33 protein-coding genes, 1 tRNA gene and 1 pseudogene are annotated in these 24,194 nt (G+C 67.8%); 28 read left to right on the plus strand and 7 right to left on the minus strand.

Annotated elements, in window-relative coordinates:
• Together QHF83_RS41975 and QHF83_RS41980 are read right to left on the minus strand one after the other, a co-directional pair.
• Positions 1–297, minus strand: a pseudogene (locus QHF83_RS41975) (hypothetical protein); the annotation flags it as partial.
• 345 nt (positions 298–642) lie between these two features.
• On the minus strand, positions 643–1,383 hold the full coding sequence (locus QHF83_RS41980) for a hypothetical protein (protein ID WP_282423730.1): 741 nt from the start codon (positions 1,381–1,383) through the stop codon (positions 643–645).
• Between the two features lie 509 nt (positions 1,384–1,892).
• On the opposite strand from QHF83_RS41980, the gene rplV reads away from it, so the two are divergent.
• The 24 genes from rplV to rplQ all read left to right on the plus strand — a co-directional run bounded on the left by rplV (position 1,893) and on the right by rplQ (position 14,074).
• Positions 1,893–2,231, plus strand: a complete 339-nt coding sequence (gene rplV / locus QHF83_RS41985) for a 50S ribosomal protein L22 (RefSeq protein WP_281316614.1) — start codon at positions 1,893–1,895, stop codon at positions 2,229–2,231.
• A 15-nt stretch (positions 2,232–2,246) separates the two neighbouring features.
• Positions 2,247–2,939, plus strand: a complete 693-nt coding sequence (gene rpsC / locus QHF83_RS41990) for a 30S ribosomal protein S3 (protein WP_136935251.1) — start codon at positions 2,247–2,249, stop codon at positions 2,937–2,939.
• Positions 2,940–2,948: 9 nt separating this feature from the next.
• Entirely contained in the window at positions 2,949–3,362 is a 414-nt protein-coding gene (gene rplP / locus QHF83_RS41995; protein WP_136935252.1) for a 50S ribosomal protein L16, read from the plus strand.
• Positions 3,363–3,372: 10 nt separating this feature from the next.
• The gene (rpmC, locus tag QHF83_RS42000) at positions 3,373–3,588 is read left to right on the plus strand and encodes a 50S ribosomal protein L29 (protein WP_281316613.1); all 216 of its coding nucleotides are present in this window, start codon (positions 3,373–3,375) and stop codon (positions 3,586–3,588) included.
• A gap of 4 nt (positions 3,589–3,592) precedes the next feature.
• Positions 3,593–3,913, plus strand: coding sequence for a 30S ribosomal protein S17 (rpsQ, locus tag QHF83_RS42005; RefSeq protein ID WP_271930142.1), 321 nt, complete (start codon positions 3,593–3,595; stop codon positions 3,911–3,913).
• 2 nt (positions 3,914–3,915) lie between these two features.
• On the plus strand, positions 3,916–4,284 hold the full coding sequence (rplN, locus tag QHF83_RS42010; protein WP_271930139.1) for a 50S ribosomal protein L14: 369 nt from the start codon (positions 3,916–3,918) through the stop codon (positions 4,282–4,284).
• Positions 4,284–4,598, plus strand: coding sequence for a 50S ribosomal protein L24 (rplX, locus tag QHF83_RS42015; protein WP_281316612.1), 315 nt, complete (start codon positions 4,284–4,286; stop codon positions 4,596–4,598). Before rplN ends, rplX begins: the two co-directional genes overlap by 1 nt.
• Positions 4,599–4,805: 207 nt before the next feature.
• Positions 4,806–5,336 carry a 50S ribosomal protein L5 gene (rplE, locus tag QHF83_RS42020; RefSeq protein WP_282423757.1) on the plus strand — a complete coding sequence of 177 codons (531 nt, stop codon included), beginning with the start codon at positions 4,806–4,808 and terminating at the stop codon, positions 5,334–5,336.
• A 10-nt stretch (positions 5,337–5,346) separates the two neighbouring features.
• Positions 5,347–5,532 carry a type Z 30S ribosomal protein S14 gene (locus QHF83_RS42025; protein ID WP_136935257.1) on the plus strand — a complete coding sequence of 62 codons (186 nt, stop codon included), beginning with the start codon at positions 5,347–5,349 and terminating at the stop codon, positions 5,530–5,532.
• Positions 5,533–5,536: 4 nt separating this feature from the next.
• A complete protein-coding gene (gene rpsH, locus QHF83_RS42030) occupies positions 5,537–5,929 on the plus strand; it encodes a 30S ribosomal protein S8 (RefSeq protein WP_272416921.1) in 393 nt (130 codons plus the stop codon).
• Positions 5,929–6,528, plus strand: coding sequence for a 50S ribosomal protein L6 (gene rplF, locus QHF83_RS42035; RefSeq protein WP_282423731.1), 600 nt, complete (start codon positions 5,929–5,931; stop codon positions 6,526–6,528). Before rpsH ends, rplF begins: the two co-directional genes overlap by 1 nt.
• A gap of 48 nt (positions 6,529–6,576) precedes the next feature.
• Positions 6,577–6,936 carry a 50S ribosomal protein L18 gene (gene rplR, locus QHF83_RS42040; RefSeq protein ID WP_136935260.1) on the plus strand — a complete coding sequence of 120 codons (360 nt, stop codon included), beginning with the start codon at positions 6,577–6,579 and terminating at the stop codon, positions 6,934–6,936.
• 86 nt (positions 6,937–7,022) lie between these two features.
• Complete coding sequence (gene rpsE / locus QHF83_RS42045; RefSeq protein WP_282423732.1) at positions 7,023–7,628, plus strand: 30S ribosomal protein S5; 606 nt, start codon at positions 7,023–7,025, stop codon at positions 7,626–7,628.
• Positions 7,625–7,834: a 50S ribosomal protein L30 gene (rpmD, locus tag QHF83_RS42050; RefSeq protein ID WP_282423733.1), complete on the plus strand. Its 210-nt coding sequence runs from the start codon at positions 7,625–7,627 to the stop codon at positions 7,832–7,834. The genes rpsE and rpmD overlap by 4 nt, the downstream gene beginning before the upstream one ends.
• Positions 7,835–7,848: 14 nt before the next feature.
• Positions 7,849–8,322: a 50S ribosomal protein L15 gene (rplO, locus tag QHF83_RS42055; RefSeq protein WP_271930126.1), complete on the plus strand. Its 474-nt coding sequence runs from the start codon at positions 7,849–7,851 to the stop codon at positions 8,320–8,322.
• Positions 8,323–8,367: 45 nt separating this feature from the next.
• Complete coding sequence (gene secY / locus QHF83_RS42060; protein WP_272416918.1) at positions 8,368–9,696, plus strand: preprotein translocase subunit SecY; 1,329 nt, start codon at positions 8,368–8,370, stop codon at positions 9,694–9,696.
• Between the two features lie 16 nt (positions 9,697–9,712).
• The gene (locus QHF83_RS42065; RefSeq protein WP_282423734.1) at positions 9,713–10,351 is read left to right on the plus strand and encodes an adenylate kinase; all 639 of its coding nucleotides are present in this window, start codon (positions 9,713–9,715) and stop codon (positions 10,349–10,351) included.
• Positions 10,348–10,602, plus strand: coding sequence for a translation initiation factor IF-1 (gene infA, locus QHF83_RS42070; RefSeq protein WP_136921418.1), 255 nt, complete (start codon positions 10,348–10,350; stop codon positions 10,600–10,602). The genes QHF83_RS42065 and infA overlap by 4 nt, the downstream gene beginning before the upstream one ends.
• A gap of 48 nt (positions 10,603–10,650) precedes the next feature.
• Positions 10,651–10,764 carry a 50S ribosomal protein L36 gene (rpmJ, locus tag QHF83_RS42075; protein ID WP_136935266.1) on the plus strand — a complete coding sequence of 38 codons (114 nt, stop codon included), beginning with the start codon at positions 10,651–10,653 and terminating at the stop codon, positions 10,762–10,764.
• 12 nt (positions 10,765–10,776) lie between these two features.
• Positions 10,777–11,157: a 30S ribosomal protein S13 gene (rpsM, locus tag QHF83_RS42080; protein WP_272416916.1), complete on the plus strand. Its 381-nt coding sequence runs from the start codon at positions 10,777–10,779 to the stop codon at positions 11,155–11,157.
• 23 nt (positions 11,158–11,180) lie between these two features.
• On the plus strand, positions 11,181–11,585 hold the full coding sequence (gene rpsK / locus QHF83_RS42085; RefSeq protein WP_136935268.1) for a 30S ribosomal protein S11: 405 nt from the start codon (positions 11,181–11,183) through the stop codon (positions 11,583–11,585).
• 36 nt (positions 11,586–11,621) lie between these two features.
• A complete protein-coding gene (rpsD, locus tag QHF83_RS42090; RefSeq protein ID WP_272458219.1) occupies positions 11,622–12,251 on the plus strand; it encodes a 30S ribosomal protein S4 in 630 nt (209 codons plus the stop codon).
• Between the two features lie 202 nt (positions 12,252–12,453).
• Positions 12,454–13,497: a DNA-directed RNA polymerase subunit alpha gene (locus tag QHF83_RS42095; RefSeq protein ID WP_282423735.1), complete on the plus strand. Its 1,044-nt coding sequence runs from the start codon at positions 12,454–12,456 to the stop codon at positions 13,495–13,497.
• Between the two features lie 10 nt (positions 13,498–13,507).
• Positions 13,508–14,074, plus strand: coding sequence for a 50S ribosomal protein L17 (gene rplQ, locus QHF83_RS42100; protein ID WP_282423736.1), 567 nt, complete (start codon positions 13,508–13,510; stop codon positions 14,072–14,074).
• Positions 14,075–14,215: 141 nt separating this feature from the next.
• Here rplQ and QHF83_RS42105 read toward each other — a convergent pair whose 3' ends face one another.
• On the minus strand, positions 14,216–15,952 hold the full coding sequence (locus tag QHF83_RS42105) for a hypothetical protein (protein ID WP_282423737.1): 1,737 nt from the start codon (positions 15,950–15,952) through the stop codon (positions 14,216–14,218).
• Between the two features lie 47 nt (positions 15,953–15,999).
• A complete protein-coding gene (locus QHF83_RS42110) occupies positions 16,000–16,278 on the minus strand; it encodes an acylphosphatase (RefSeq protein WP_282423738.1) in 279 nt (92 codons plus the stop codon).
• Positions 16,279–16,629: 351 nt separating this feature from the next.
• Between QHF83_RS42110 and rho the strand changes: the two genes are divergently transcribed.
• The 4 genes from rho to QHF83_RS42130 all read left to right on the plus strand — a co-directional run bounded on the left by rho (position 16,630) and on the right by QHF83_RS42130 (position 22,932).
• Positions 16,630–17,877, plus strand: a complete 1,248-nt coding sequence (gene rho, locus QHF83_RS42115; protein WP_272416911.1) for a transcription termination factor Rho — start codon at positions 16,630–16,632, stop codon at positions 17,875–17,877.
• Between the two features lie 203 nt (positions 17,878–18,080).
• Positions 18,081–20,213 carry a GAF domain-containing protein gene (locus QHF83_RS42120; RefSeq protein ID WP_282423739.1) on the plus strand — a complete coding sequence of 711 codons (2,133 nt, stop codon included), beginning with the start codon at positions 18,081–18,083 and terminating at the stop codon, positions 20,211–20,213.
• Positions 20,214–20,259: 46 nt separating this feature from the next.
• Complete coding sequence (locus QHF83_RS42125; protein ID WP_282423740.1) at positions 20,260–21,357, plus strand: (Fe-S)-binding protein; 1,098 nt, start codon at positions 20,260–20,262, stop codon at positions 21,355–21,357.
• Positions 21,358–21,369: 12 nt separating this feature from the next.
• A complete protein-coding gene (locus QHF83_RS42130; RefSeq protein ID WP_282423741.1) occupies positions 21,370–22,932 on the plus strand; it encodes a sensor histidine kinase in 1,563 nt (520 codons plus the stop codon).
• A 10-nt stretch (positions 22,933–22,942) separates the two neighbouring features.
• Here the strand turns inward: QHF83_RS42130 and QHF83_RS42135 are convergent, their stop codons facing one another.
• The 3 genes from QHF83_RS42135 to QHF83_RS42145 all read right to left on the minus strand — a co-directional run bounded on the left by QHF83_RS42135 (position 22,943) and on the right by QHF83_RS42145 (position 24,168).
• Positions 22,943–23,419: a hypothetical protein gene (locus QHF83_RS42135; RefSeq protein WP_282423742.1), complete on the minus strand. Its 477-nt coding sequence runs from the start codon at positions 23,417–23,419 to the stop codon at positions 22,943–22,945.
• On the minus strand, positions 23,416–24,042 hold the full coding sequence (locus QHF83_RS42140) for a sigma-70 family RNA polymerase sigma factor (protein WP_272416906.1): 627 nt from the start codon (positions 24,040–24,042) through the stop codon (positions 23,416–23,418). The genes QHF83_RS42135 and QHF83_RS42140 overlap by 4 nt, the downstream gene beginning before the upstream one ends.
• Positions 24,043–24,094: 52 nt before the next feature.
• Positions 24,095–24,168: transfer RNA gene (locus QHF83_RS42145), tRNA-Gln, on the minus strand.
• Between the last annotated feature and the right edge of the window lie 26 nt (positions 24,169–24,194).

The following is a 24,194-nucleotide window of genomic DNA, read 5'->3' on the forward strand; positions in this document are numbered from 1 at the left end:
GCCTTCGCCGCCGATACCGCCGGCGCCGCCGACTCCACCCGTGCCGCCCGTGCCGCCCGTGCCGCCGACTCCACCCGTGCCGCCCACTCCGCCGGTGCCGCCTGTGCCGCCCGTACCGCCCGTGCCGCCTCCGGTTCCCCCGGTGCCGCCCGTGCCGCCGGTCGCGCCCGCGCCGCCCGTGCCGCCGGTCGCGCCGCTACCACCTTGGCCCCCCGTGCCGTTGTCCGAGCACGACGCGAGGCCGAGGGCGCCCGCGAGCAGAAGCAGCGAGCTGGAAAAGAGAAGGGTACGAGCCATCAGGAAAACCTCCGGGAGCAACGCGCCGGCGCGGCGCCGCCCGAATGCGCGCGGTGGTGCGGCCACGTGGAGCACCCACCGCGCATGTCGGATCCGGAGCGCGCGCCTGCCGGGAGTGCGGCTCCGATCAAGCGGGCCGAAGCGACTTCCGGAGCATCGTCTCAGATTTCCGCGTGCGGCTCAACTCGGACGAACGAAGTCGATCGACGCGCCCGACGCGAGCTGCAGCCGTGCAAACGAACGGCACCCATCGTGGGAGATCTCGCGATCCTGGGATGGAGCGGGGACGGAGGAAGGGCGGCGCGCCCGGGGTTGTCTGCCGCCGGGCGCGCGGGCGGGGGCGGGTCAGTAGCTCGTGACGAGCGCGAAGCAGGCGGCGTACGCCTTGTTGCAGTCGGGCTCGGAGCTGTCCGTGATGCAGTTGGCGAGCTCCTGGAGCGCGGCGCTGTTGAAGGGATTCGTCTCGAGCTGGCAGCCCTGCGTGTCGAAGACCTCGCCGTTGATGCAGAGCTGGTCGGAGATCGTCTGGCAGGCGAGGGCTGCGTCGGCCGAGGGACAGGCCGCGGCGTACATCTTGCCGACGCAGTCGGCGACCTGCTCATCGTCACAGGCGTTCGCGGGCTCGACGCCGATGTCCGAGAGGCAGCTCTGGAGCACGGTGGCCGCGCCGCGCGTGTAGATGTCGAAGCCACGCTTGCACGTGCCGTAGCCCGGGGGGTCGTACTCGATGGGGTTGCCGTTCCCGTCGGTGCCCTGGCACTGGGCCGCGGGGCCTTCCGGCTTGGGCGTGATGTTCATGGCGTCGCAGGAGGCGACATCGCCGCTGCCGTCGTCCGGGCCGATGCAGGAGGAGCCGCCGCCCTCGCCGCCGGCGCCGCCCGTGCCGCCCGTGCCGCCCGTGCCGCCCTCGCCGCCGACGCCGCCGACGCCGCCGGCGCCGCCCGAGGCGCCGACACCCGCGCCGCCGTCGCCGCCGCTTCCGCCGGTGTTGTTGTTGGGATCCGTGACGATGATGCAGCCGCTGCTGAGGGCCGCGGCCGTGAGGAACGAAGTAAGAACCAAGGCAAACGTCGAGCGAGACTGCATGTTCCGAGTCCTCCGGAGTTGGGAGGCGCCGAGGGCCCGGGGAGGTGGGGCTCCGGCGCGGACGATTTCAAGAAGTGTGAGCGTAGTACGAGCGGCCCGGCGGATCCTTCAAAACCGAACCGTGCTCCGGACGCCCGTTCAGCGATCGCGGGAGATCCGTTCAGCCGGATCCCTCACGGACGGTGGAGCTCGCAGAATTTCTGCGGATCTGGCTTGCAAGCGTCGTGGGGCTTTGCTAGACACCGCGCTCCGTTTTCCTGGGGGCGATCGCCTATGGTGTTCGTCCCTCCCGAAGCCGTAACGGCGCTTCGGATCCAGCTCGCCTCTTCGGCCGCCGTGGGACACCCCCCGGTGACGCGGAGAGGGTTCCTCGTCGCGAGACGTCGGGTTGGTCTTCCGGAACGTACGACGGCAGGGCTCGGTTCGACAGGCGTAACGCTGGTCGACCGAGTTGGCCAACGACCGGGCGCCCTGGGCCGAACCGGCCCCCTGTCTGCGAGGTTTCTCGGATGCTAAGCAAGGCCAGTGCGATGTTTTCGCGGATCTCTCCGCGAAAGGCGCGCATGATTGCGGACCTGGTCCGCGGACGCGATGCAGCGGATGCGATCCAGCTGCTCCAGTTCACGGAGAAGTCGGGCGCGCCGGTGATCAAGAAGGTCATCGAGAGCGCGGTGGCGAACGCCCGCCAGGGTGGCGCCGACGTCGACGCTTTGTTCATCAGCAAGGCCACGGTCGACAAGGGCCCGAACAAGTTCAACCGCCGCTGGCGCCCCCGTGCGATGGGGCGCGCGACGAAAGTCGTGAAGGGCGTCTCTCACATCGTGATCGAGCTCAGCGAGCGCAAGTAAAGGAACACGGCTTCCATGGGACAGAAGACCCATCCGTACGGCTTCCGCGTCGGCGTGATCAAGACGTGGAGCAGCAAGTGGTACGAGGACGGTAACGCGTACCAGAAGTGGCTCCACGAGGACATCCGCATCAAGCGGGCGATCAAGCAGTACCTCTACAACGCGAACATCGCGAGCGTGGAGATCGAGCGCGCCGCGAACCGGGCCAAGGTCATCGTCTACACGGCGCGTCCGGGGATGGTGATCGGCAAGGGCGGCAAGGGCATCGAGACCTTGAAGGGTGGCAACGTCGGCACCGCGACCAAGGGTGAGACGGTGTTCCCGGGCGTCGCCTCCTTCACGGACAACGAGGTCTTCATCGACGTCCAGGAGGTCCGGAAGGCGGAGACGAACGCGCAGCTCGTCGCGGAGAACATCGCGACGCAGCTCGAGCGTCGCATCGCGTTCCGCCGCGCCATGAAGAAGGCCGTGGCGACGGCGATGAAGTTCGGCGCGAAGGGCATCCGCGTTCGGTGCGCGGGCCGGCTCGGCGGCAGCGAGATGAGCCGTGTCGAGACGTACCGCGAGGGTCGGGTTCCGCTCCACACGCTGCGCGCCGACATCGAGTTCGGCCTCGCCGAGGCGAGGACGAAGGTCGGCATCATCGGCGTGAAGGTGTGGATCTTCAAGGGTGAGGTTCTCCAGCGCAAATCGCGCCGGATTCAGTAGGAACGACCGATGCTGTCTCCCAAGCGAACGAAGTTCCGCAAGATGCAGAAGGGCCGCATTCGCGGGGTTGCGACCACGGGAAGCGACGTGTCCTTCGGTGATTTCGGTCTGCAGGCGCTCGAGCCCGCGCGCATCACGTCTCGCCAGATCGAGGCTGCGCGTATGGCGATTCAGCGGCACTGCAAGCGCGCGGGCAAGCTCTGGATCCGCATCTTCCCGGACCGACCGGTGACGAAGAAGCCGCTCGAGGTCCGCATGGGTGGCGGAAAGGGTGCGCCGGAGGAGTGGGCCGCGGCGGTGCGGCCGGGCCGCGTCATGTACGAGATCTCGGGCGTGCCCGAGGAGATGGCGCGTGAGGCGTTCCGCCTCGCCGGGCACAAGCTCCCGATGGCGTGCAAGTTCATCGCTCGCGGGATCGTGTGAGGTATTCGAGATGAAGGCGAAGGATCTGCGCGAACGCACGACGGAGCACCTGCAGGAGCTCGAGAAGAATCTCGGCCGTGAGGTGTTCGACGCCAAGTTCAAGAACTTCACGAACCGGCTGAACGACACGTCGGCGATCCGCAAGGCGCGCCGCGATCTCGCCCGGGTCAAGACGATCCTCCAGCAGCGTGCCAGCGAGTCGGCAGCGGCGGAAGGGAACAAGTAGAGCCATGGCAACGAACGAGGCGAACGCGACCGCCGCCGGGCAGGCTCAGGCCGAGACGACCGCGAAGCCGCACGGCTTCCGCCGCAAGCTCGTCGGGCGCGTGAAGAGCAACAAGTGCGACAAGACCGTCGTGGTCGAGGTCGTGCGTAACTCGCCGGATCCGGTCTACAAGAAGTACGTCCGGGCCCGCGAGCGCTACAAGGCGCACGACGAGAAGAACGAGTACAAGGTCGGTGACCGCGTGGAGATCCAGGAGCACCGTCCGATCTCGCGCGAGAAGCGCTGGATCGTGACGAAGCTCATTTCCCGCCCGGTGGAGGAGTAGCCATGATTCAGGTCACGACGCATCTCGAAGTGGCGGACAACTCCGGGGCTCGGGTCGTCAAGTGCATCAAGGTTCTCGGTGGCTCGCGTCGCAAGTACGCGGGGCTCGGCGATGTGATCGTCGTGTCCATCAAGGAAGCCATGCCGGGCACCAAGGTGAAGAAGGGCGACACGGCGCGGGCGGTGGTGGTGCGCACGGCGCGTGAGTATCAGCGCTCGGACGGCAGCTACATCAAGTTCGACACCAACAGCGCGGTGCTGATCAACAAGGAGAAGGAGCCGATCGGGACCCGTATCTTCGGGCCGGTGGCTCGCGAGCTCCGCGCGAAGAAGTTCATGAAGATCATCTCGCTCGCGCCGGAGGTGCTCTGATGCGACGGCTCCGAGTCGGTGACCTCGTGCAGGTCATCAGCGGCAAGGACAAGGGCAAGCAGGGTCGCGTGACGAAGGTCCTCGCGGAGGACGACAAGGTCGTCGTCGAGGGGATCAACGTGGTGACGCGGCACCAGCGCCCGACGCCGCGCAATCAGCAAGGCGGCAAGATCACGAAGGAGGCGCCGCTTCATGCCTCCAAGGTGATGCCGGTGGATCCGACGACGGGCAAGCCCACGCGGGTGAAGTCTACGGTCGTCGATGGCAAGAAGCAGCGCACCGCGAAGAGCGGCGCCGTGATCGCGGCAGGCTGAGCCATGGCGGACAAGAAGGAAGAAAAGGGCAAGGGCAAGGGCGAAAAGCCCAAGGACGCCAAGCCGGCGGCTGCGAAGCCGCAGGCGGCTGCGGCCGGCAAGGGTGGCAAGGACGCCGGGAAGGGCGGCAAGGGCAAGGGCGAGGCGAAGGCCACGCCGCAAGCCGAAGTCGCTGACGTTCCGCGTGATCCGAGCTACGCGCCGCGCCTGCGCGCGAAGTACCGGGAGGCCGTCGGGCCCGCGCTTTCGAAGCGCTTCGGGTACAAGAACCCGATGATGGTGCCTCGCCTCGAGAAGGTCGTGATCAACATGGGCCTCGGCGCTGCCGTCGGGAACCCGAAGATCATCGACTCCGCTGTCGAGGACATGCGGGCGATCTCGGGCCAGAAGCCGGTCGTGACGCGCGCTCGCAAGTCGATCGCGACGTTCAAGCTCCGCGAGAACCTCCCGATCGGCGTGATGGTGACGCTGCGCGGGGAGCGGATGTGGGAGTTCGTCGATCGTCTGATCAGCTTCTCCCTGCCGCGCGTGCGCGACTTCAAGGGCGTGAGCCCGAAGGGCTTCGACGGCAAGGGCAATTTCACGATGGGTCTGCGCGAGCAGATCATCTTCCCTGAGATCGACTACGACAAGGTCGACGTCGTGAAGGGAATGAACATCTCGTTCGTGACGACCGCGCGCACCGACGAGGAGGGACGAGCCCTTCTCACGGAGCTTGGGATCCCGTTCAGGCATTGAGGAACGTTCGATGGCCCGTGCAAAAGAATTCGCCAAGCTGAACCGGCCGCCCAAGTTCGCCGTGCGGCACCGGAACCGTTGCAAGGTGTGCGGCCGTTCGCGGGCTTATTACCGCGATTTCGAGCTCTGCCGCATCTGTCTTCGTACGTTCGCGCTCCGAGGCGAGCTGCCGGGCGTGATCAAGGCGAGCTGGTGATGCCATGATGACCGATCCTGTCGCCGACATGCTGACCCGGATCCGGAACGCCGCGCTCGCGCGGCATGATCGGACCGAGGTTCCTGCAAGCAAAATGAAGCAGGCCGTTGCCGAGATCCTCAAGTCCGAGGGGTACATCGCGGACGTGCGGCCGAGCGACGGCAACCCTGGGAAGCTGACGATCGTGCTGAAGTACGGGCGTGACCGCTCGAGCGCGATCGACGGAGTCCGTCGGGTGAGCCGCCCGGGGCGACGCGTGTACGTCAAGCACGACCGCATCCCCCGCGTGCTCTCCGGCCTCGGGATCTCGATCCTGAGCACCTCCCACGGCCTGATGAGCGACCGCGACGCCCGCAAAAACAAGCTCGGAGGCGAGCTCATCTGCGAGGTGTGGTGATGCAAACGGCTACGACGCAACAAGGCGAGGCCTCCAAGACCTCGCGCATCGGCAAGCGACCGGTGGACGTCCCCAAGGGCGTTACCGTGTCGATGCAGGGGCGCAAGGTCGAGATCAAGGGCGCCAAGGGCCAGCTCGCGCGCGAGCTGCCTTCGAGCATCGACGTGAAGGTCGAGGGCGCGAAGCTGCACGTGACCTCGACGGCGCCCGGGCGTGATGGCTCGCGGCTGCAGGGGCTCGTGCGGGCGCTGCTCGCCGGCATGGTGAAGGGCGCGGCCGACGGCTACGAGCGGGTGCTCGAGCTGAAGGGCACCGGTTACCGTGTCGACCTGAAGGGCACGACGCTCACGTTCGCGCTCGGGTATTCGCACCCGGTCGTGTTCAACGTGCCGAAGGGCCTCACGGCGACGATCCCGGCGGATTCGAAGGGCACGGTCCTCGTTCTGACGGGCGCCGACAAGGAGCTCATCGGGCAGACGGCCGCGACGATCCGCGGCTTCCGTCCGCCGGAGCCCTACGGTGGCAAGGGCGTTCGTTATCGTGGCGAGCGCGTTCGCGAGAAGGCCGGCAAGGCTGGCGGTAAGGGCGGCAAGAAGTAACCGAGCGGGGCGACGTCGTGTCGCCCCTACAGGTACGGGGTTACGACCATGGCTATGAAGATCGTCGGACGGGAGCGCCGCAAGCTCCGTATTCGCAAGAAGGTGAACGGCTCGCCCGCTCGCCCGCGCCTCACCGTCTTCCGCAGCGCGAAGCACATCTACGCGCAGGTGATCGACGACACGACGGGTCAGACCGTCGCGCACGCGTCGACGCTGTCGAAGGACCTGAAGGGCACGCTCGACAACGACAACAAGGTCGACGCGGCCAAGAAGGTCGGGGCGCTCATCGCCAAGATCTGCAAGTCGAAGAAGATCGACCGTGTCGTGTTCGATCGGAACGGCTACCTCTATCACGGGCGCGTGAGCGCCCTCGCTCAGGCCGCGCGGGAGGCGGGGCTCGAGTTCTAGCCCCGAAGGCGCCGGACCCGCGGGGGTCACGGGCAAAACGTCTCGGGCGATAGCGAAGACTTCACGGACGACGAAGAAGGCACGGTATGGCGTTCGATCAGGTCGACGAAGAAAAGCTCAAGGAGCGGGTGATCCACATCAACCGCGTCGCCAAGGTCGTGAAGGGCGGGCGGCGCTTCAGCTTCTCGGCGCTCGTCGTTGTGGGCGACGAGTCGGGACATGTGGGCGTCGGCCTGGGCAAGGCCAACGAGGTCCCGGAGGCGATCCGGAAGGGCAACGATCAGGCCCGCAAGAACATCTTCCGCATCCCGCTCGACGGGGCGACGATCCCGCACGACGCGTTCGGGCACGTCGGCGCGGGCAAGGTGCTCTTGAAGCCGGCGAGCCCTGGAACGGGCGTCATCGCGGGCGGCGCGGTGCGCGCGGTCGTCGAGTCCGCGGGCATCCACGACGTTCTCTCGAAGTCGCTCGGCACGAGCAACCCGCACAACGTCGTTCACGCGACGGTGGCGGCGCTCAAGGCGCTGAAGAGCGTGGAGCAGGTCGCGGGCCGGCGCTCGATGCAGGCGGACGACGTGGGTTGGCAGCGCAAGGGTGGCAACGCGACGGGCAGTGCGACGAGCCGTCGTCGCGCGAGCCAGATGCCCCCGGCACGCTCTCCGCGTGAGGGGGGTGAAGGAGGTACGCCGTGAAGACCCATCTCCGCGTACGGCAGACGGGCAGCGTGACGAACCAGACGGAGCACACGCGCAAGGTTTTGCGGGGCCTCGGCCTTCGCAAGCCGGGCAATGAGGTGCTCGTGGCGAACACGCCCTCGTTCCGTGGCATGGTCAAGAAGGTGATCCACCTCGTTTCGGTCGAGGAAGTCGACGGCAACGGCGCGCAGGCGTCGAAGTAAGGAAGCGTAGCAGCATGGACATCCTCTCGAAGCTTCAGGCCCCGGAAGGCGCCAACAAGAAGGAGACCCGCGTCGGCCGCGGCGTGGGCTCCGGCCTCGGCAAGACGGCGGGTCGTGGCCAGAAGGGCCAGAAGGCCCGGTCGACGGGCAACATCGGCAAGAAGCACTTCCAGGGCGGCCAGACCCCGATCCAGCGTCGCCTGCCGAAGCGCGGCTTCCGCAACCCGCTCGCGGCGATCGTCGCGAACGTGAACGTCGGCGACCTCGAGATCTTCGAGGCTGGCGCGGACGTGAACCAGGAAGCGCTGGAGGGCAAGCGCCTGCTCCAGGGTCGTTACGACCTCATCAAGGTGCTCGGCGACGGCGAGCTCACGAAGAAGCTCACCGTGACGGCGCACCGGTTCTCGAAGAGCGCCATCGCCAAGATCGAGGCGGCGGGCGGCAAGGCGATCGTGCTTGCGCCCGGCAAGGCTTCGGCGCAAGCCTAACGTCCTTTCGGCTCGAGCCCCCCCAAGGCAGCACACCGACGTACCATGGCCACACTCGCGGGAATTGCGAACTTCCACAAGGTCCCGGAGCTCCGGCGCAGGGTGATCTTCACCCTCGTGATGCTGGCCGTGTACCGCATCGGGGTCTTCGTCACGGTCCCCGGCGTCGACCGCGCCGCCATGTCGAAGTACATGGCCAAGCAGTCAGGCGGTCTGCTGAACTTCTTCAACATGTTCTCCGGCGGCGCGCTGGAGAACTTCTCCCTCTTTGCGCTCGGGATCATGCCGTACATCTCGGCATCGATCATCATCCAGCTGATGGGCATGGTCTACAAGCCCATCGACGAGCTGCGCAAAGAGGGAGAGCAGGGGCGGCGCAAGATCGACCAGTACACGCGCTACGGCACGGTCGCGCTGTCGCTCTTCCAGGCGTACGGCAGCGCCAAGCTCGTCGAGGGCTGGTCGGCCTCGGATGCGGGCGCGGGCATCGTCACGCACCCGGGTCTCGGCTTCCAGCTCATGACGATGATCACGCTGACCACGGGAACGGCGTTCCTCATGTGGATCGGCGAGCAGATCACGGAGCGCGGCATCGGCAACGGCATCTCGCTCCTGATCTTCGCGGGCATCGTGACGGGCGTGCCGGGCTGGGTGGGCAGCTATCTCGCGACGAACGCGGGTAACATCCAGCCGCTCACGATCTCGGCGGTCGGCGCGTTCGTCGTGGCTGCGATTGCGGTGATCGCGTTCTTCGAGAACGGTCGCCGGCAGATCCCGATCGTGTATTCGCGGCGGCAGGTGGGGCGGCGCGTGTACGGCGCGCAGAACGCGCACCTGCCGCTCAAGGTGAACACGGCGGGCACGATCCCGCCGATCTTCGCCTCCTCGCTGCTCATGTTCCCCGCGACGCTGGCGAACATGAACGTGCCGGGCGCGGACAAGCTCCAATCGATCATCAGCGGTGGCGGCTGGGTGTTCAACACCGGCTACGCGCTCCTGATCGTGTTCTTCTGCTACTTCTACACGAGCGTCACGTTCCAGCCGGTCGACGTGGCGGAGAACCTGAAGAAGCAGCAGGCGAACATCCCTGGCATTCGCCCGGGCAAGCAGACGGCGGACTACATCCAGGGCGTGATGAATCGCATCACGTTCGGCGGGGCGATGTACGTCGCGGCCGTGTGTGTCTTGCCGTCGGTGGTTGGTGACCTCCTGCGTGTGCAGATCACGTTTGGCGGGACGTCCCTGATGATCGTCGTGGGTGTTGCGCTGGATACGGTCAACCAGATCGAGGCGCAGCTCATCACGCGCAGCTACGAAGGGCTCACCGGCCCTGGGGCGAGCCGCATTCGGGCGCGGCGCCTCCCCGAGGGATGAGAAGGGAGATCTTCGGATGATCGCGATCTTGGTTGGTCCGCCCGGTTCGGGCAAAGGCACGCAGGCGAAGGTCCTCACCGGCAAGTTTGGGATCCCGCAGATCTCGACGGGTGACATGCTTCGCGCGGCCAAGACGGCTGGCACGCTCGATCCGCGGTACCGTGCGATCATGGACGCGGGCGGCCTCGTTCCGGACGAGGCGATGATCGAGCTCATCGACAAGCGCATCGACGACGCGGACTGCAAGAACGGGTTCTTGCTCGACGGTTTTCCGCGTACGGTCCCCCAGGCCGATGCGCTCGAGCGTCTGCTTGCGGGTCGTGGCCTTACGATCGATGCTGTTTTGCAGCTGGATGTGGCGCGATCTCTCCTGGAGGAGCGCTTGATCCACCGTCGGACCGACAAAAGGTCTGGACAGATCTACCATCTCGTCTATAATCCGCCGCCCCCGGATGCCGAGCTAGAGCATCGGGCGGACGATCGGCCGGAGGCCGTCGGAAAGCGTCTCGATGCGTACGAGGCGATGACGGCGGCGCTCCTGCCCTACTACGAAGCAAAAGGTCTCCTCCGGCGTGTCGACGGTGTCGGCAAACCCGAGGAGGTCACGGCGAGGGTGCTTGAGGCCCTTGGCCGAGTGCAGTCGGAAGAGTCATGAGGCGATCGAACCAAAGCTCGAAACCCGCGAAGGAACCGAAGGGCGACAAGCTCGAGTTCGATGGTGTCGTTCAGGAGGCTCTTCCGAACGCGATGTTTCGGGTGAAGGCCGACAATGGTCTCGGGGTGCTCGCGACCATCAGCGGCCGGATGCGTCAGTACTACATCAAAATTTTGCCCGGCGATCGCGTTACGGTCGAGGTTTCGCCCTACGACCCGACGCGTGGCCGGATCACGTATCGTCACAAGTAGACCAAGCAGCCCAAGTAGCGGAGCGAGGACAGGGAACGGAGCCGCGACATGAAGGTGCGACCGAGCGTCAAGAAAATCTGCGACAAGTGCAAGGTGGTGCGCCGTCGCGGCGTCGTGCGCGTGATCTGCGAGAACCCTCGCCACAAGCAGCGTCAGGGCTGAGCTGGAGCAACCATGGCACGTATTGCTGGCGTCGATCTCCCGCGTCGTAAGCATCTCGCGTATGCGCTTCCGTACCTCTATGGTATCGGCCGCGCGCTCGCGAAGCAGATCTGCGCGAAAGCCAAGATCCCCGAGAACAAGCGGGTGGAGGAGCTGAACGACGCAGAGATCAGGACGATCCGCGAGATCCTCGACGCCGAGTACAAGGTGGAGGGCGATCTTCGTCGTGAGGTTCAGCTCAACATCAAGCGGTTGATGGATCTGGGCTGCTACCGCGGTCTTCGGCATCGCCGCGGTCTGCCGGTGAATGGCCAGCGCACGCACACGAACGCGCGTACGCGCAAGGGCCCGCGCAAGGGCATGCTGCAGCGTCGCCCGGCGACGAAGGCGTGACGGGACGTTAGGAAGAGGACGCTATGGCGAGTCCGAAGACGGCGGCCACCAAGGCCAAGCAGAAGAAGAAGGTCAAGAAGAACATCGCGGCTGGGATCGCGCACATCCAGTCGACGTTCAACAACACGGTCGTGACGATCACGGACATCAACGGCAATGCCGTGGCGTGGTCGTCGGCCGGTGCGCGCGGGTTCAAGGGGTCGCGCAAGTCGACGCCCTTCGCTGCGCAGCTCGCTGCCGAAGAGGCGGCGCGGCGGGCGCAGGAGCACGGGATGCGGTCGGTGGCCGTATTCGTGAAGGGCCCTGGCGCCGGGCGCGAGAGCGCGCTCCGGGCGCTGCAGACGGCCGGCTTCAAGGTGACGTTGATCCGCGACGTCACGCCCATTCCGCACAACGGTTGCCGGCCGCCCAAGCGGCGCCGGGTCTGAAGCAGCGCGCGCGGGAGTCCGCTCGAGGTTACGAACATGGCTCGCTACGTTGGTCCTGTCTGCAAGCTCTGCCGCCGCGAAGGCATGAAGCTCTACCTCAAGGGAGAGCGCTGCTACTCGGAGAAGTGTGCCTACACGCGGCGTCCTTACCCGCCCGGCCAGCATGGCCAGGGTCGCATCAAGCTCAGCGAGTACGCCGTCCGGCTCCGCGAGAAGCAAAAGGTGCGTCGCATCTACGGCGTTCTCGAGAGCCAGTTTCACGGCTACTTCCAGGAGGCGAGCCGTCGCAAGGGCCGCACGGGTGAAGAGATGCTGGCGCTCCTCGAGCGTCGCCTCGACAACGTCGTGCATCGGCTCGGCTACGCGGCGTCGCGCTCCGAGGCGCGTCAGCTCGTGCGCCACGGTCACGTGAAGGTGAACGGCAAGCGCCTCGACATCCCGAGCTTCGTGGTTCGGGTGGGCGATCGCGTGGAGCTCACGGAGGGCGCGAAGAAGTTCAAGTTCGTGGCGGCCGCCGTGGCCGGCGCGGACAAGCGCCCGATCGCCTCGTGGCTCGAGGCCGACCGCGGATCGTTCTCGGGTTCGGTCAAGGGCACCCCGGTGCGCGAGGACCTCAACGAGCCGGAGATCCGCGAGCAGCTCGTCGTCGAGTACTACTCGCGCTGATTCTGTTCGCAGGTCGGTGGTCTTGCGGTGAACGTTTCGGAAAGCTGATCGGGGGCGTGCGAGGGAGCGCGGCCCCGATCGCTTTTTGATTGCAGGAAAATAGCGCCATCCGGCGCGACGCGGGCAGGAGACGGCTTTCGCTCACCGAGTGCGGTGACGGGGCGAGATTTCCGCGCGAACCCCTCGAAGAAAGAGGACGCTGATGACGATGCAGACCAGCGGAAGCATGACGATGATCGCGCGAAACTGGCGCGATCTGATCCGCCCGAAGGGCATCTCGATCGACACCGAGTCGTCGAACAACTTCTACGCGAAGTTCACTTGCGAGCCTCTCGAGCGCGGCTTCGGGATCACGATCGGCAACTCGCTTCGCCGCGTGCTCCTCTCGTCGCTGCAGGGCGCGGCGATCACCGCCGTCCGCATCGAGGGGGCGCTGCACGAGTTCACCACCGTGCCCGACGTCGTCGAGGACGTCAGCGACATCATCCTCAACCTCAAGGAGGTCGTCTTCAAGGCGGCCGCCGCGCGGACCTACACGGTCCGCATCGACAAAGAGGGCCCGGGGCCGGTGTACGCGCGCGACATTCAGCTCGTCGACGGGCTCAGCGTGCTGAACCCCGATCACCTGATCGCGGTGCTCGCCAAGAAGGGCCCGCTCGCGATGGAGCTGACGGTGAACGTCGGCCGCGGCTACGTGCCCGCGGAGCGGAACAAGACGCCGACGATGGCGATCGGGACGATCCCCATCGACGCGCTGTTCTCGCCCATCCGCAAGGTCAACTACACGATCCAGAACGCGCGCGTCGGTCAGGTGACCGATTACGACAAGCTGACGCTCGAGGTCTGGACGAACGGCTCGGTGCTGCCCCAGGACGCGGTCGCGTTCGCCGCGAAGATCCTGAAGGAGCAGCTCTCGATCTGGGTCAACTTCGAGGAGTCGGAGGAGACGAGCTACCAGACGGTGCCGGGCGACGAGGAGCCGCTGAACGAGAACCTCTTCCGCTCGGTCGAGGAGCTCGAGCTCAGCGTGCGCAGCGCCAACTGCCTCCAGAACGCGAACATCACCCTGATCGGCGAGCTCGTGCAGCGGACCGAGCAGGACATGCTGAAGACCAAGAACTTCGGTCGGAAGTCCCTCAAGGAGATCAAAGAGATCCTTGCGAACATGGGGCTTTCGCTCGGTATGAAGATCGACAACTGGCCGCAGCTGCTCGAGCGCTGGAAGGCGCAGCAGGCGCAAGCCTAGAGGGTGCGATATGCGTCATAAGAAGGCGGGGAGGCAGTTTGGTCGGGACACGTCGAGCCGGCGCGCGATGCTGCGCAACTTGACGGCGAACCTGATCACCCACGAGCGCATCGAGACGACGGACGCGAAGGCCAAGGAGCTCCGGCGCGTCGCGGAGCGGCTCATCACCAAGGCCACGCGCCTCGGCAAGGTCGCCTATACCGCGCAGAGCGAGCTGTCGGCGGCTGACAAGGCGCGCCGGCTCCACGCCGAGCGCCTCGTCTCGTCGTACGTGCCGCGCTTCGGCGTGAAGGCCGACGGGACCAAGGTCGACGTCGTCGAGAAGGTGATGCTCGACCTCTCGAAGCGCTTCGAGGGCCGGCCCGGTGGCTACACGCGCATCATCAAGCTCGGCAATCGCCGCGGCGACAATGCGCCGATGGTCTACATCGAGTTCATCGACGCGGCGCAGGTGACCGACAAGCAGGCTCCCGAGGAGCCGGCTGCGGCGGTGACCGCCGAGCCCACGTCGGCCGCGTCGGCCTCGGCCGAGTCCGCCTCGACGGCGAGCTCGGGCGAGACCGCGTCGAACGAGTAAAGCGCTCCCACGACGAACCCGTGAACGGGGATCGGGTGACCGGTCGCCACGTTCACGGGTTTGGAAGGGAAAAACGAACACGGACACCGCGAGGTGCCCGTGTTTTCGTTTGTCGGGCCCGCGAGCGACTCGCGGAAACCTTCACTCCGCGCCGGCGACCGGCGCATCTGGGGCGGGCGGAGCGGGTGGATTGCCGCCTGCCCGCGGCCCTTCCGCGTCGCGACCGGCGTCAGGCTTACGCCTCGCCAAGAAGATCATCGCGATCATCGCGATCAGCGCGACGATCCCCACGCCGCCCGCCGCGACATAGCGGTGCAGCGAGCTCTTTTGCGGCTCGATGCGCTCCTGCTCCAGCGACGCGAGCGCCCGCTTCGCGCGCTCGTTGCTCGGATCGAGCTCGATCGCCTTCGTCAGCGGGAACTTGTCCGGCGTGCCCCGCGCGATGAGGGTCACGCCTTCGAGGTAGGCGATCTCCGCCTCGACCTTCCGCGCGCCCTCCCCCTTCGGATCGAGCCGCAGCGCCTTGCGGAGCATCTCCAGCGCTGCCGCCGGCTCCTTCTCTTCGAGCGTCTTCGCGTGCGCCACGTACGCCGGCGCCATCTCCTTGCGACGCTCGAACACCGGCGAGCGCGCGAGCACCTTGTCGAACGCGCTCGTCGCCTCGACCCAGCGGCTCGCGGTCGCGTGCGCCGCGCCCTCGTCCATCAGCTTGTAGACCTCGGCGAGCCGCGCGCGGTCGTACATGCCGAAGAGCTCGCGCGCGATGCGATCCCACGTGAACTCGCGCGGCGCCTTGTTGCCCGTCTGGTTCAGGTAGGCGTCGCGGAGCTGCCAGATGCCGGGCTCGCCGATCGCGGCGATCGCCTCGCGCGCGGCTTCGCGAAGCTGGATGCGGTCGCTGTTGCTGAACGAGAGGATCACGCGGACGGCGTCGACGTCGCGCGTGCGGCCGTAGGCGCGCAGGATGTCGGCGAGGGCCTGCGGATCGGTCACGCCGACGGCCTCGCCGGGGATCGCGCGGCCGAGCAGATCGAGCTGTTTGCTTGCGAAGCGCTGCACGATCTTCGCGTCGTGCTGTCGGCCCTCGATGAGCGCGGGGACGGCGCGGTCGCGGAGTTTTGCGATTTGCCGCTGGAGATCGACGCGGAGCAGCTCGCCGAAGTACGAGTACATCTGCAACAGCTCGCGCACCGCGGGCGTCGTGCCCGCCGCCGTCAGCATGCGCTCCATCGCGAGCAGGCGGACGAGATCCCGCCAGGTATCGTTCTTCGGCTTCGGAGAGGCCAGGACAAACTCGAGCCAATCGCCCTCGTCCTCCGCGTCCTTGTCCTTCTCCTTGTCGGCCTTGCTCTTCTTCGGCGCCTTCGCGTCCTTGCTGGCCTTGTCGTCCTTGGCGGGGGCCTTGTCGTCCTTGCCGGCCTTGTCCTTCTCCTTGCCCGCCTTCTCGGCCTTCTCGGCCTTCTCCTTGTCGCGCAGCGACTTGCGGCCGGCCTTGCGCGCGTCGTCGAGCAGGCCTTGCGCCTCCTTGCGGTCGAGCCCGGCGCGGAGCTCCTGCACACGCGCGCGCACCGCAGGCACCACGGACGGCGTGACCTCCGCGATGGCCGCGCGCGCCGTCTCCTTCCCGCGCGCGTCGCCCGTCGTGAGGCGCTCGAGCACGCGGTCGAGCTCCTGCAGCGCCGCGGCGTCGGGCTCTTGCAGCACGATCGGCTGGAGCTTCGGGAGCTCTGGCAAGGACGCGGGCGCGGCCGGCGCTGCGGCCGCCGAGGCCGAGGCCGAAGGTTGCGTGATCTCTCCGGCGGCGTGCACGTGCAGAGGCACGAGCGCGAGCGCGGAGACGAGAACGAACGACGAAGCGAGCTTCGAGACGTGATTCACGGTGCCCCCGAGAACGACGGGCGAGCGCGCGGCCCTTCCCGGGCGGTTCACTCGACGATGCGGAAGTCCGGAAAATCGCCCTGGAATCCGCGCCAGCGGACGTCGACGCGCTCCACGCGCGCCGCGCTCGGGCCTTTCTGGGCCCAGGCGATGAGCTCTTTCAGGCCATCTTCTTCGCCTTCGGCGAGGATCTCGACGCCTCCGTCCGGGCGGTTCTTGACCCAGCCGGAGAGGCCGAGGCGCTTGGCTTCGCGCTGTGTCGACGCCCGGAAATAGACGCCCTGAACGCGACCCTTCACGTGCAGATGCACTTGTTTCAGCCCCATCGGACCGCTCGATTCCTACTCGCACGTCGCGACCGAGGCAACCTCGTAGGCCTGCGCGCGAACGCGCACCCTGAAACGATCCGCCCCCGAAGGAGCGACCTCGCGAGGCGAATCGGCCGATTGACAGGTCAGTATCGCTTGATAGAGTCCCCGCCCGCCGAGCACCGCGCTCGGCCGCGCCCCCTCACTGGGGACGCCTCGTCACAGTCCGTCGAACCGCCCTTCCCAGGGGCGGGCAATCCACGAGAGCCGGCCCAAGGGCCGACTCGAAGCTCGACCTTCCCACAACCCTACCGACCTCGGGGAACGCGCCGTCTTCCGGCCGACGCCCCTCCGTGGAGTTTTCGATCGATGCACCTGCGTGAACTGAAGCAGAAATCGATGGCCGATCTGGTGCAGATGGCCAAGGGCCTCAACATCGAAGGAGCCGCGGGCCTGCGCAAGCAGGAGCTCATCTTCGCGCTCCTCCAGGCCCTGGCTGCCCAGGATCAGCCTGTGTACGGCGAGGGCGTGCTCGAGTGCCTGCCCGACGGTTTCGGCTTCCTGCGGGCGCCCGACTACAACTACCTGCCGGGTCCGGACGACATCTACGTCTCCCCGTCGCAGATCCGGCGCTTCAACCTGCGCACGGGCGACGCGGTGAGCGGCCCGATCCGGCCCCCGAAGGAGCGCGAGGCGTACTTCGCCCTGCTCAAGGTCGACAAGATCAACGGCGTCTCGCCCGAGGTCGCGCGCGACAAGATCCTCTTCGACAACCTCACGCCGCTCTACCCGCAGCAGAAGTTCAACATCGAGAACGGCACGAAGGGCTTCTCGACGCGCATCATCGACATGCTCTGCCCGATCGGGAAGGGCCAGCGCTGTCTGATCGTCTCGCCGCCCCGCGCCGGCAAGACGGTGCTGCTCCAGAACATCGCCAACGCGATCAGCACGAACCACCCGGAGACCACGCTCATCGTGCTGCTCATCGACGAGCGGCCCGAAGAGGTCACGGACATGCAGCGCAACATCAAGGGCGAGGTCATCAGCTCGACCTTCGATGAGCCCGCGACGCGTCACGTCCAGGTCGCCGAGATGGTCATCGAGAAGGCCAAGCGCCTCGTCGAGCAGAAGCACGACGTGGTCATCCTGCTCGACTCGATCACGCGCCTCGCCCGCGCCTACAACACCGTCGTCCCCCCGAGCGGCAAGATCCTCTCCGGCGGCGTCGACTCGAACGCGCTGCACAAGCCGAAGCGCTTCTTCGGCGCGGCCCGCTCCATCGAGGAGGGCGGCTCGCTCACGATCATCGCGACCGCGCTCGTCGACACGGGCTCGCGCATGGACGAGGTGATCTTCGAGGAGTTCAAGGGCACGGGCAACAGCGAGATCCACCTCGACCGCAAGCTCATGGAGAAGCGGATCTTCCCCTGCCTCGACATCAACAAGAGCGCGACGCGCAAGGAAGAGCTGCTCCTGCCCGAGTGGATCCTCCAGCGCGTGTGGCTGCTCCGCGGCCTGCTGCACCCGCTCAACGTCATCGACTCCATGGAATTCCTGCTCGACAAGGTGAGCCGCACCGAGACGAACCAGGAGTTCCTCGAGTCGATGAATCAATAAACGATGGGGGCTCCGTTCCGCTTCGCGGAACTCTGCCCCCAAACCCCCGCCGCCCCCGCGGCCATGCCTGAGGGGCCCTCGAACTGGGGGCCCCCTTCCCTTTCCCCTCCCCTGCCCCTACCGATCCCCCGGGCAAACGTCGGATCCATCGCGATTTTGCGGGAGCGCTGTAGCGCCGGCCGGAGGCGTGTTAGCGTCGACTGGTGACCGGTAAGGCGGACCGCCTGCGAGAGCTCACGGCCCGGGTCGAGGAGCTCGAGGCCAGGCTCGAACGCTCCGAGAAGACCGTCAGCGCGCTGCGCGACGTGGGGCTCGCGCTCGGCTCCACCCTCGACCTCGATCAGCTCCTCGAGCTCATCCTCGGCAAGATCACGGAGCTGCTCGAAGCCGACCGGGCCACGCTGTACCTGCTCGACGAGCAACGAAAGATGCTGCTCTCGCGGGTGATCCTCGGCGGCGAGGTCCGCTCGATCGAGCTGCCCGTGGGCGAAGGCATCGCCGGCCACGTCGCCAAGCACGGCAAGATCGCACGCGTCAAGGACGCCTACCGAGACAAACGCTTCCAGCGCACGTGGGACGAGCTCACGGGCTACCGGACGCGCTCGATCCTCGCCGCGCCGATGCGCAACCACGTGGGCCGCACGATCGGCGTCGTGCAGGTGCTGAACAAGCACGGCGGCAAGGGCGAGTTCTCGCAGTACGACGAGGAGCTGCTCTCGGCGCTCGCCACGCAGGCGGCCATCTCCATCGACAACTCGCGCCTGTTCCTCTCGGTCATCCAGAAGAACATGCAGCTCGTCGAGACGAAGGAGCAGCTCGAGCACCGCGTCGCCGATCTGAAGCTTCTGTTCGAGCTCGAAACGGCGATGAGCGGGGCCTCGTCGCTCGAAGAGCTGAGCCGCGCGGTCATCGCCGAGGCCTCGAAGGCGTGCGAGGCGCGCGCCGGTGGTCTGCTCGTCGACGAGGGCGAGGCCGGCGTGTTCTTGTACTTCTGCGACGCGTCGGCGCCGGGCGTCTCGGTGCGCGACGTCGACGTGAAGCGACTGCCCGTCAAGCGCGGCGAAGGCCTGCTCGGCTGGGCCATGACGCACAACGAGTCGGTCCACCTCGGCCCGAAAGATCCGCCGGTCGGGCCGATCGTCGAGGCCGCGCTCACGCACATGCATCCGTCGCTCGATCTGGAGATCGAGAGCGCCATCGTCGTGCCGCTCGAAGGCGAGGAGGACACGTCGCTCGGCGCGCTCGGGCTCTACAACGCTAAGAACGCGCTCGGCTTCACGCAGGACGATCGCTCGCTCTTGCGGCTCGTGTCGGCGAACGCGTCGACCGCGGTGCGCCTCTTCCGCTCGCGCACCGAGCGCGAGAAGAGCGAGCGACTCACGGCGATCGGGCGGCTGCTCTCGGGCGTGATGCACGACATGCGCACGCCGCTCACGGTGATCAGCGGCTACGTGCAGCTCATGGCGACCGCGGGCGAGCCCTCGGTGCGCGCCGAGCACGCGCGGCTCATCCTGAAGCAGTTCGACGCCATCAGCGCGATGCAGCGCGAGCTTCTGGAGTTTGCCCGCGGCGAGCGCAGCATCCTCGTGCGCAAGGTCTACCTGACGAAGTTCTTCGGCGACCTCGAGAAGCAGCTCCAGCTCGACCTCGCAGGCAACCGCGTCACGATCGTGATGGAGCTCGACGACCGCGGCACCGCGCGCTTCGACGAGACGAAGATGACGCGCGTCGTGCACAACCTCGTGCGCAACGCGGTCGAGGCGATGGAGCCGCACGGCGGCGGCAAGGTGGTGCTGCGCGCGCTGCGGCAGGGCTCGGACTTCGTGCTCAGCGTCTCCGACACGGGGCGCGGGATTCCGCCGGAGATCCGCGAGCGGTTGTTCCACTCGTTCGTCACGAGCGGCAAGCGCGGCGGCACGGGCCTCGGCCTCGCGATCGTCAAGAAGATCGTCGACGAGCACGGAGGCTCGATCGAGGTGGAGTCGTCCGAGCGCGGAACGACGTTCACGATCCGGATCCCGCAGGAGACGCCGATGATGGCGACGATCGCGCCGCCGGCCCCGACCGCGTCTCCCGCGTCGCCGCACATCCCGCGGCCATCGAGCGCGCGTGTCGACGAGGCAACGGGCTTGCCGCTCGTGCATGCGACGAGCCCCACGTCGGCCTCCGCGGCCGCGACGACGGCGCGCTCACCGCAAGCGCCGGCGGCCGAGGAGCCCGAGGCCGATCGATCGGCCAAGACGGCGCGAGCGAGCCAGCCCGGCGAGGAAGGACCACCGAGCCGACGCAGCGGCCGCGCGAGCACCCCGGGACAACCCGCGGGACGAACGGGGTAGCCGCGGATCCCTTGCGCGCATCGCCTCGGGAGCAGAGACTCCGGAGGTGCTCCGCCTGCCCATCGTCGCCACGCACAAACGCGCGCTCGAGACGTGCGTGTACTGCCCGAAGCTCTGCCGCGCCGCGTGCCCCGTCTCGAACGCGGAGGCGAGCGAGACGGTGACGCCGTGGGGCAAGATGAGCCTCACCTACTTCGCGGGCCGCGGCGACGTGCCCGTCGAGGCCGAGCACACCGCGCCGGCGTGGGCCTGCACGGGCTGCCACGCATGCCGCGAGAAGTGCGACCACAGGAACGAGCCCGCGACGGTGCTCGTCGAGTCGCGCGCGGACTTTTTCGCGCGCGGCGCCGCGCCGAAGGCAGCCATGGACGTGGTGATGCGGACGCAAGAGCGCGACGGCGAGACGGCCGCGGCGCTTGATGCGATCGAGGGCGAAACGAAGAGGCACGGGCACGTCGCGGCCGGCGTGCTCGTCGGATGCTCGTACGCTCGGAAAAACCCGTCTGTCGCGAAGGACGCGCTCGCCGTCGCGGCGAAGCTCGTCGGCGGCCCGGTGCGCGCCATTCGAAGCTGCTGCGGCCTTCCCTCGCTCCACGCGGGTGACCGGGAAGGCTTCCGTGTGTCCGCCGAGCGCCTCGCCGCCGAGGTCTCCGAGGTCCCGCGCCTCCTCGTCGTGGACCCGGGCTGCGCGCGCGCCACGATGGTCGAGCACGCCCGTGTCGGCGTCACCATGCCCCGCGAACCCGAGCTCCTCCTCGACCTCGCGCACGCCGCGCAGGACCGCCTCCGCGTGCTGCCCGAGCTCGCGGGCACGACCGTGCGGTGGCATTCGCCGTGTCAGCTCGGCCGCGGGCTCGGCCGGTACGACGAGCCGCGCGCGCTGCTCGCGAAGATGTCCGGCAAGGAGCCCGCGACCTTCCAGCGCGACCGTGAGCACGGCGAGTGCAGCGGCGCGGGCGCGCTCTTGCCCGTGACGCGGCCGCGCACGAGCGAGGCCATCGCGGACGCGCGCATCGCCGAGCACAAGGCGCGGGGCGGAGGCCTGCTCGTGACGGCGTGCGGGTCGAGCCTGCGGCGCTTCCGGAGCCGCGGCGAAGCGGCCGAGGACCTCGTCAGCCTGCTCGCGCGGGCGCTCGCTCCCTGAGTCCTCGCGCGCATGTCGACCCCGAAGGTTCCTCGCCGAAGGCGAACCGTCTCGAGCAGGCTGCTCGCGAGTTACGTGCTCGTGCTCGCGGCCTTCGCGCTCACCGTGACCTGGAGCTTTCGCGCGCTCCGCGACACGTCGCAAGGCGCGGAGCTCCTCCGCAGCGGATACGCGCCGCTCCTGCTCCGCGTGGGCGAGGCCCTCGCCGCGCAGAACGTCTTCAACGCGCAGCTCAACCACATCACGGCCGCGAAAAACCCTGGCGACGTGCGCGAGTGGATCGAGACCGCGCGCCGCACGCGCCCGCTCACGTTCGCGCACGTGCGTGAAGCCGCCGAGAAAGGGCTCGTCGACGAGGATCCTTCCGTCGCGAAGTTCCAGGACGAGATCGTGCACGAGGCCGCGGCCATCGAAAAACTCCTCGTCGCGGACCCCGAGCGGTTCGGGCAGCTCTTCCAGGCGCTCGCGGTGAGCGACCGCGAAGCCGCGGAGCGGGCGCGCGACGAGCTGCTCAAGCGCGAGGCCGAGGGCGCGCAGCGCCTCCGCGCCATCAAGCTGCGCGTCGAGGAGCGGATGGAGAGCCTCACGGCCGAGGCGAAGCGGCGCGAGGCCCGGTCCATTCAGCTCCTCGTCGGCCTCTTCGTGCTCACGCTGCTCGTCGGCGTGGTGATCTCCATCTACGCGCGCCGCGTGCTCGCGCCGCTCACGGCCGTCACCGAGCGCGCGAAGGCCGTCGCCCAGGGCGACCTCACGCCGCGCGAGGTCATGGCCACGAACGACGAGATCGGCGAGCTCGCGACCACGTTCGAGGGCATGGTCGCCGCCATCCAGCGCGCCCGCAGCGAGCTCGTCAACGCCGAGCGCCTCGCCGCCATCGGCAAGATGGCCGCGCACGTCACGCACGAGATTCGCAACCCGCTCTCGTCGATCGGCCTCAACCTCGAGCTGCTCGAAGAGGAGGTCGCCACGTCGGACAACAAGGAGGCCTCGCAGCTCGTCGTCGCCATCAAGGCCGAGGTGGAGCGGCTCTCGCGCATCGCCGAGCAGTACCTCAGCATCTCGCGCAGGCCTCGCCCGCGGCTCGAACGCGAGCGCGTCGAGGACCTCGCGGTCGAGCTCATGGCCTTCGTGCGGCCCGAGCTCGACCGCGGCGGCGTGGCGAGCCGCGTGGACGCCGACGACGATCTGCCCGACGCGCGCCTCGACGAATCGCAGTTCCGTCAGGCGCTCCTGAACCTCGTGCGCAACGCGCGCGAGGCCATGGCGAAAGGCGGCGAGCTCGTCGTGTCGATCCGCAAGGCCGAGGACGACGGCATCGACCTCGCGGTCGACGACACGGGCTCGGGCGTGCCCGAGGAGCTACGCGCGTCGATCTTCGATCCCTTCTTCACCACGAAGCAACGCGGCACGGGCCTCGGCCTCGCGGTCACGCGCGACATCGTGGAGGCGCACGGCGGGACGATCCGCTGCCTCGGCCGCGAGGGCGGCGGCACGCGCTTTCTGATTCACCTGCCGGCCGCGGGCGCCTCGGAGCCGAGCTCGAAGGTCGTCGACGACGACGAGCTTTTGGCCTAGGGCGCGCCCATCAGGGCAGCGCGCCGCCGCCCCACGGAATGAGCACGAGGAACACGAACGCGACGAGCACCAGCATGAGCACGCTGGTCACGAGGTACGTCGAGCGCGGCGAGCGCGACGTGCTCCATCCGTCGCCGTAAAACTTCCCTCGCGAGCGCGTGCGCAGCTTCTTCTGCACGCCTCCGAGCAGGCTCGGCGCCACCGCGCCCGGCGGCGGACGCAGCGCGCGCCGCAGGAGCTCGCGCACCTCGACCTCGTCGAGCGGCGCTTCGTCCTCGGCCTCGTCGCGCTTCTTCGCCGCGCGTTTCTCGTCCGCGCCCGGCGCCTCGTCCTTCGCTTCGGCCTTCTCTTCGGCGTCGAGCCAGCGCTCTGCTTCGGCCGCGAGGCGCTCGGCCTCTTCGCCCGTGACGTCGCCCTCCGTGCCGAGCAGATCCTGATCGTCGGCCGGCGCGCCCGCCTCTGGCTTTCGCTTCGCGTCGCCGCTCATGCCTTCTTCTCGCTCCTCAGCTTGTCGCCGAGCGCCTTCTCGACCAGGGCGCGAAGCTGCGCGCGGGCGCGGAAAATGCGGCTCTTCACCGTGCCTTCCGGCAAGCCCGTCACCTCCGCGATCTCGTCGTAGGACATGTCCTCCACGTCGCGCAGGATCAAGACCTCGCGGAAGTCCGCGTCGACTTGCTCGATCGCGCGCCTGACGATGCGCTCGAGCTGCATGCCCTCCAGGATCTCGTCCGGACGGTTGATCGCCCCGCTCACCGTGACGCCCTTGCCGCCGTCGCCCGTCACGCGATCGGCGATCTCGTGGACGTCCTCCTGCTCGCCCACCTTGCGCCGCGACAGGTACTTCGCCTTGTTCTTGCAGAGGTTCACGGCGATCCGGAAGATCCACGTGGAGAGCTTCGACTCTCCGCGGAACTGATCGATCGCCTTGAAGACCTGGACGAACACCTCTTGCGCGAGGTCCTCGGCCTCGTCGCGTCGCCCGATCATCCGGAACACGAGCGCGAACACGCGTCGCTCGTAGGCGACGACGAGCTCGTTGAAGGCCGACTCGTCACGCGCCACGAGACGCGCGACGAACCTGGCCTCCTCGGTCTCGTCGTCGCTCGTCACGCCCGGCTGCTCCTCGCAGCTACGGTAAACGCCCTCGGTCGGGGGACGCTAGTGGTTCCGGCGCATGGATTCGAACCATGATTAGGGGATTCAAAGTCCCCCGTCCTGCCCTTAGACGACGCCGGAGCGGGCCCCGGGCGTGCCCGGAGCTC

The sequence above is a fragment of the Polyangium sp. 15x6 genome, assembly GCF_029960785.1.
Taxonomy (GTDB): domain Bacteria; phylum Myxococcota_A; class Polyangia; order Polyangiales; family Polyangiaceae; genus Polyangium.

Coding starts and splice junctions, on each gene's coding strand:
- QHF83_RS41980 (WP_282423730.1), bottom strand. CDS start 1,383: ATGCAGTCTCGCTCGACGTTTGCCTTGGTTCTTACTTCGTTCCTCACG.
- rplV (WP_281316614.1), top strand. CDS start 1,893: ATGCTAAGCAAGGCCAGTGCGATGTTTTCGCGGATCTCTCCGCGAAAG.
- rpsC (WP_136935251.1), top strand. CDS start 2,247: ATGGGACAGAAGACCCATCCGTACGGCTTCCGCGTCGGCGTGATCAAG.
- rplP (WP_136935252.1), top strand. CDS start 2,949: ATGCTGTCTCCCAAGCGAACGAAGTTCCGCAAGATGCAGAAGGGCCGC.
- rpmC (WP_281316613.1), top strand. CDS start 3,373: ATGAAGGCGAAGGATCTGCGCGAACGCACGACGGAGCACCTGCAGGAG.
- rpsQ (WP_271930142.1), top strand. CDS start 3,593: ATGGCAACGAACGAGGCGAACGCGACCGCCGCCGGGCAGGCTCAGGCC.
- rplN (WP_271930139.1), top strand. CDS start 3,916: ATGATTCAGGTCACGACGCATCTCGAAGTGGCGGACAACTCCGGGGCT.
- rplX (WP_281316612.1), top strand. CDS start 4,284: ATGCGACGGCTCCGAGTCGGTGACCTCGTGCAGGTCATCAGCGGCAAG.
- QHF83_RS42025 (WP_136935257.1), top strand. CDS start 5,347: ATGGCCCGTGCAAAAGAATTCGCCAAGCTGAACCGGCCGCCCAAGTTC.
- rpsH (WP_272416921.1), top strand. CDS start 5,537: ATGATGACCGATCCTGTCGCCGACATGCTGACCCGGATCCGGAACGCC.
- rplF (WP_282423731.1), top strand. CDS start 5,929: ATGCAAACGGCTACGACGCAACAAGGCGAGGCCTCCAAGACCTCGCGC.
- rplR (WP_136935260.1), top strand. CDS start 6,577: ATGGCTATGAAGATCGTCGGACGGGAGCGCCGCAAGCTCCGTATTCGC.
- rpsE (WP_282423732.1), top strand. CDS start 7,023: ATGGCGTTCGATCAGGTCGACGAAGAAAAGCTCAAGGAGCGGGTGATC.
- rplO (WP_271930126.1), top strand. CDS start 7,849: ATGGACATCCTCTCGAAGCTTCAGGCCCCGGAAGGCGCCAACAAGAAG.
- secY (WP_272416918.1), top strand. CDS start 8,368: ATGGCCACACTCGCGGGAATTGCGAACTTCCACAAGGTCCCGGAGCTC.
- QHF83_RS42065 (WP_282423734.1), top strand. CDS start 9,713: ATGATCGCGATCTTGGTTGGTCCGCCCGGTTCGGGCAAAGGCACGCAG.
- infA (WP_136921418.1), top strand. CDS start 10,348: ATGAGGCGATCGAACCAAAGCTCGAAACCCGCGAAGGAACCGAAGGGC.
- rpmJ (WP_136935266.1), top strand. CDS start 10,651: ATGAAGGTGCGACCGAGCGTCAAGAAAATCTGCGACAAGTGCAAGGTG.
- rpsM (WP_272416916.1), top strand. CDS start 10,777: ATGGCACGTATTGCTGGCGTCGATCTCCCGCGTCGTAAGCATCTCGCG.
- rpsK (WP_136935268.1), top strand. CDS start 11,181: ATGGCGAGTCCGAAGACGGCGGCCACCAAGGCCAAGCAGAAGAAGAAG.
- rpsD (WP_272458219.1), top strand. CDS start 11,622: ATGGCTCGCTACGTTGGTCCTGTCTGCAAGCTCTGCCGCCGCGAAGGC.
- QHF83_RS42095 (WP_282423735.1), top strand. CDS start 12,454: ATGACGATGCAGACCAGCGGAAGCATGACGATGATCGCGCGAAACTGG.
- rplQ (WP_282423736.1), top strand. CDS start 13,508: ATGCGTCATAAGAAGGCGGGGAGGCAGTTTGGTCGGGACACGTCGAGC.
- QHF83_RS42110 (WP_282423738.1), bottom strand. CDS start 16,278: ATGGGGCTGAAACAAGTGCATCTGCACGTGAAGGGTCGCGTTCAGGGC.
- rho (WP_272416911.1), top strand. CDS start 16,630: ATGCACCTGCGTGAACTGAAGCAGAAATCGATGGCCGATCTGGTGCAG.
- QHF83_RS42130 (WP_282423741.1), top strand. CDS start 21,370: ATGTCGACCCCGAAGGTTCCTCGCCGAAGGCGAACCGTCTCGAGCAGG.
- QHF83_RS42135 (WP_282423742.1), bottom strand. CDS start 23,419: ATGAGCGGCGACGCGAAGCGAAAGCCAGAGGCGGGCGCGCCGGCCGAC.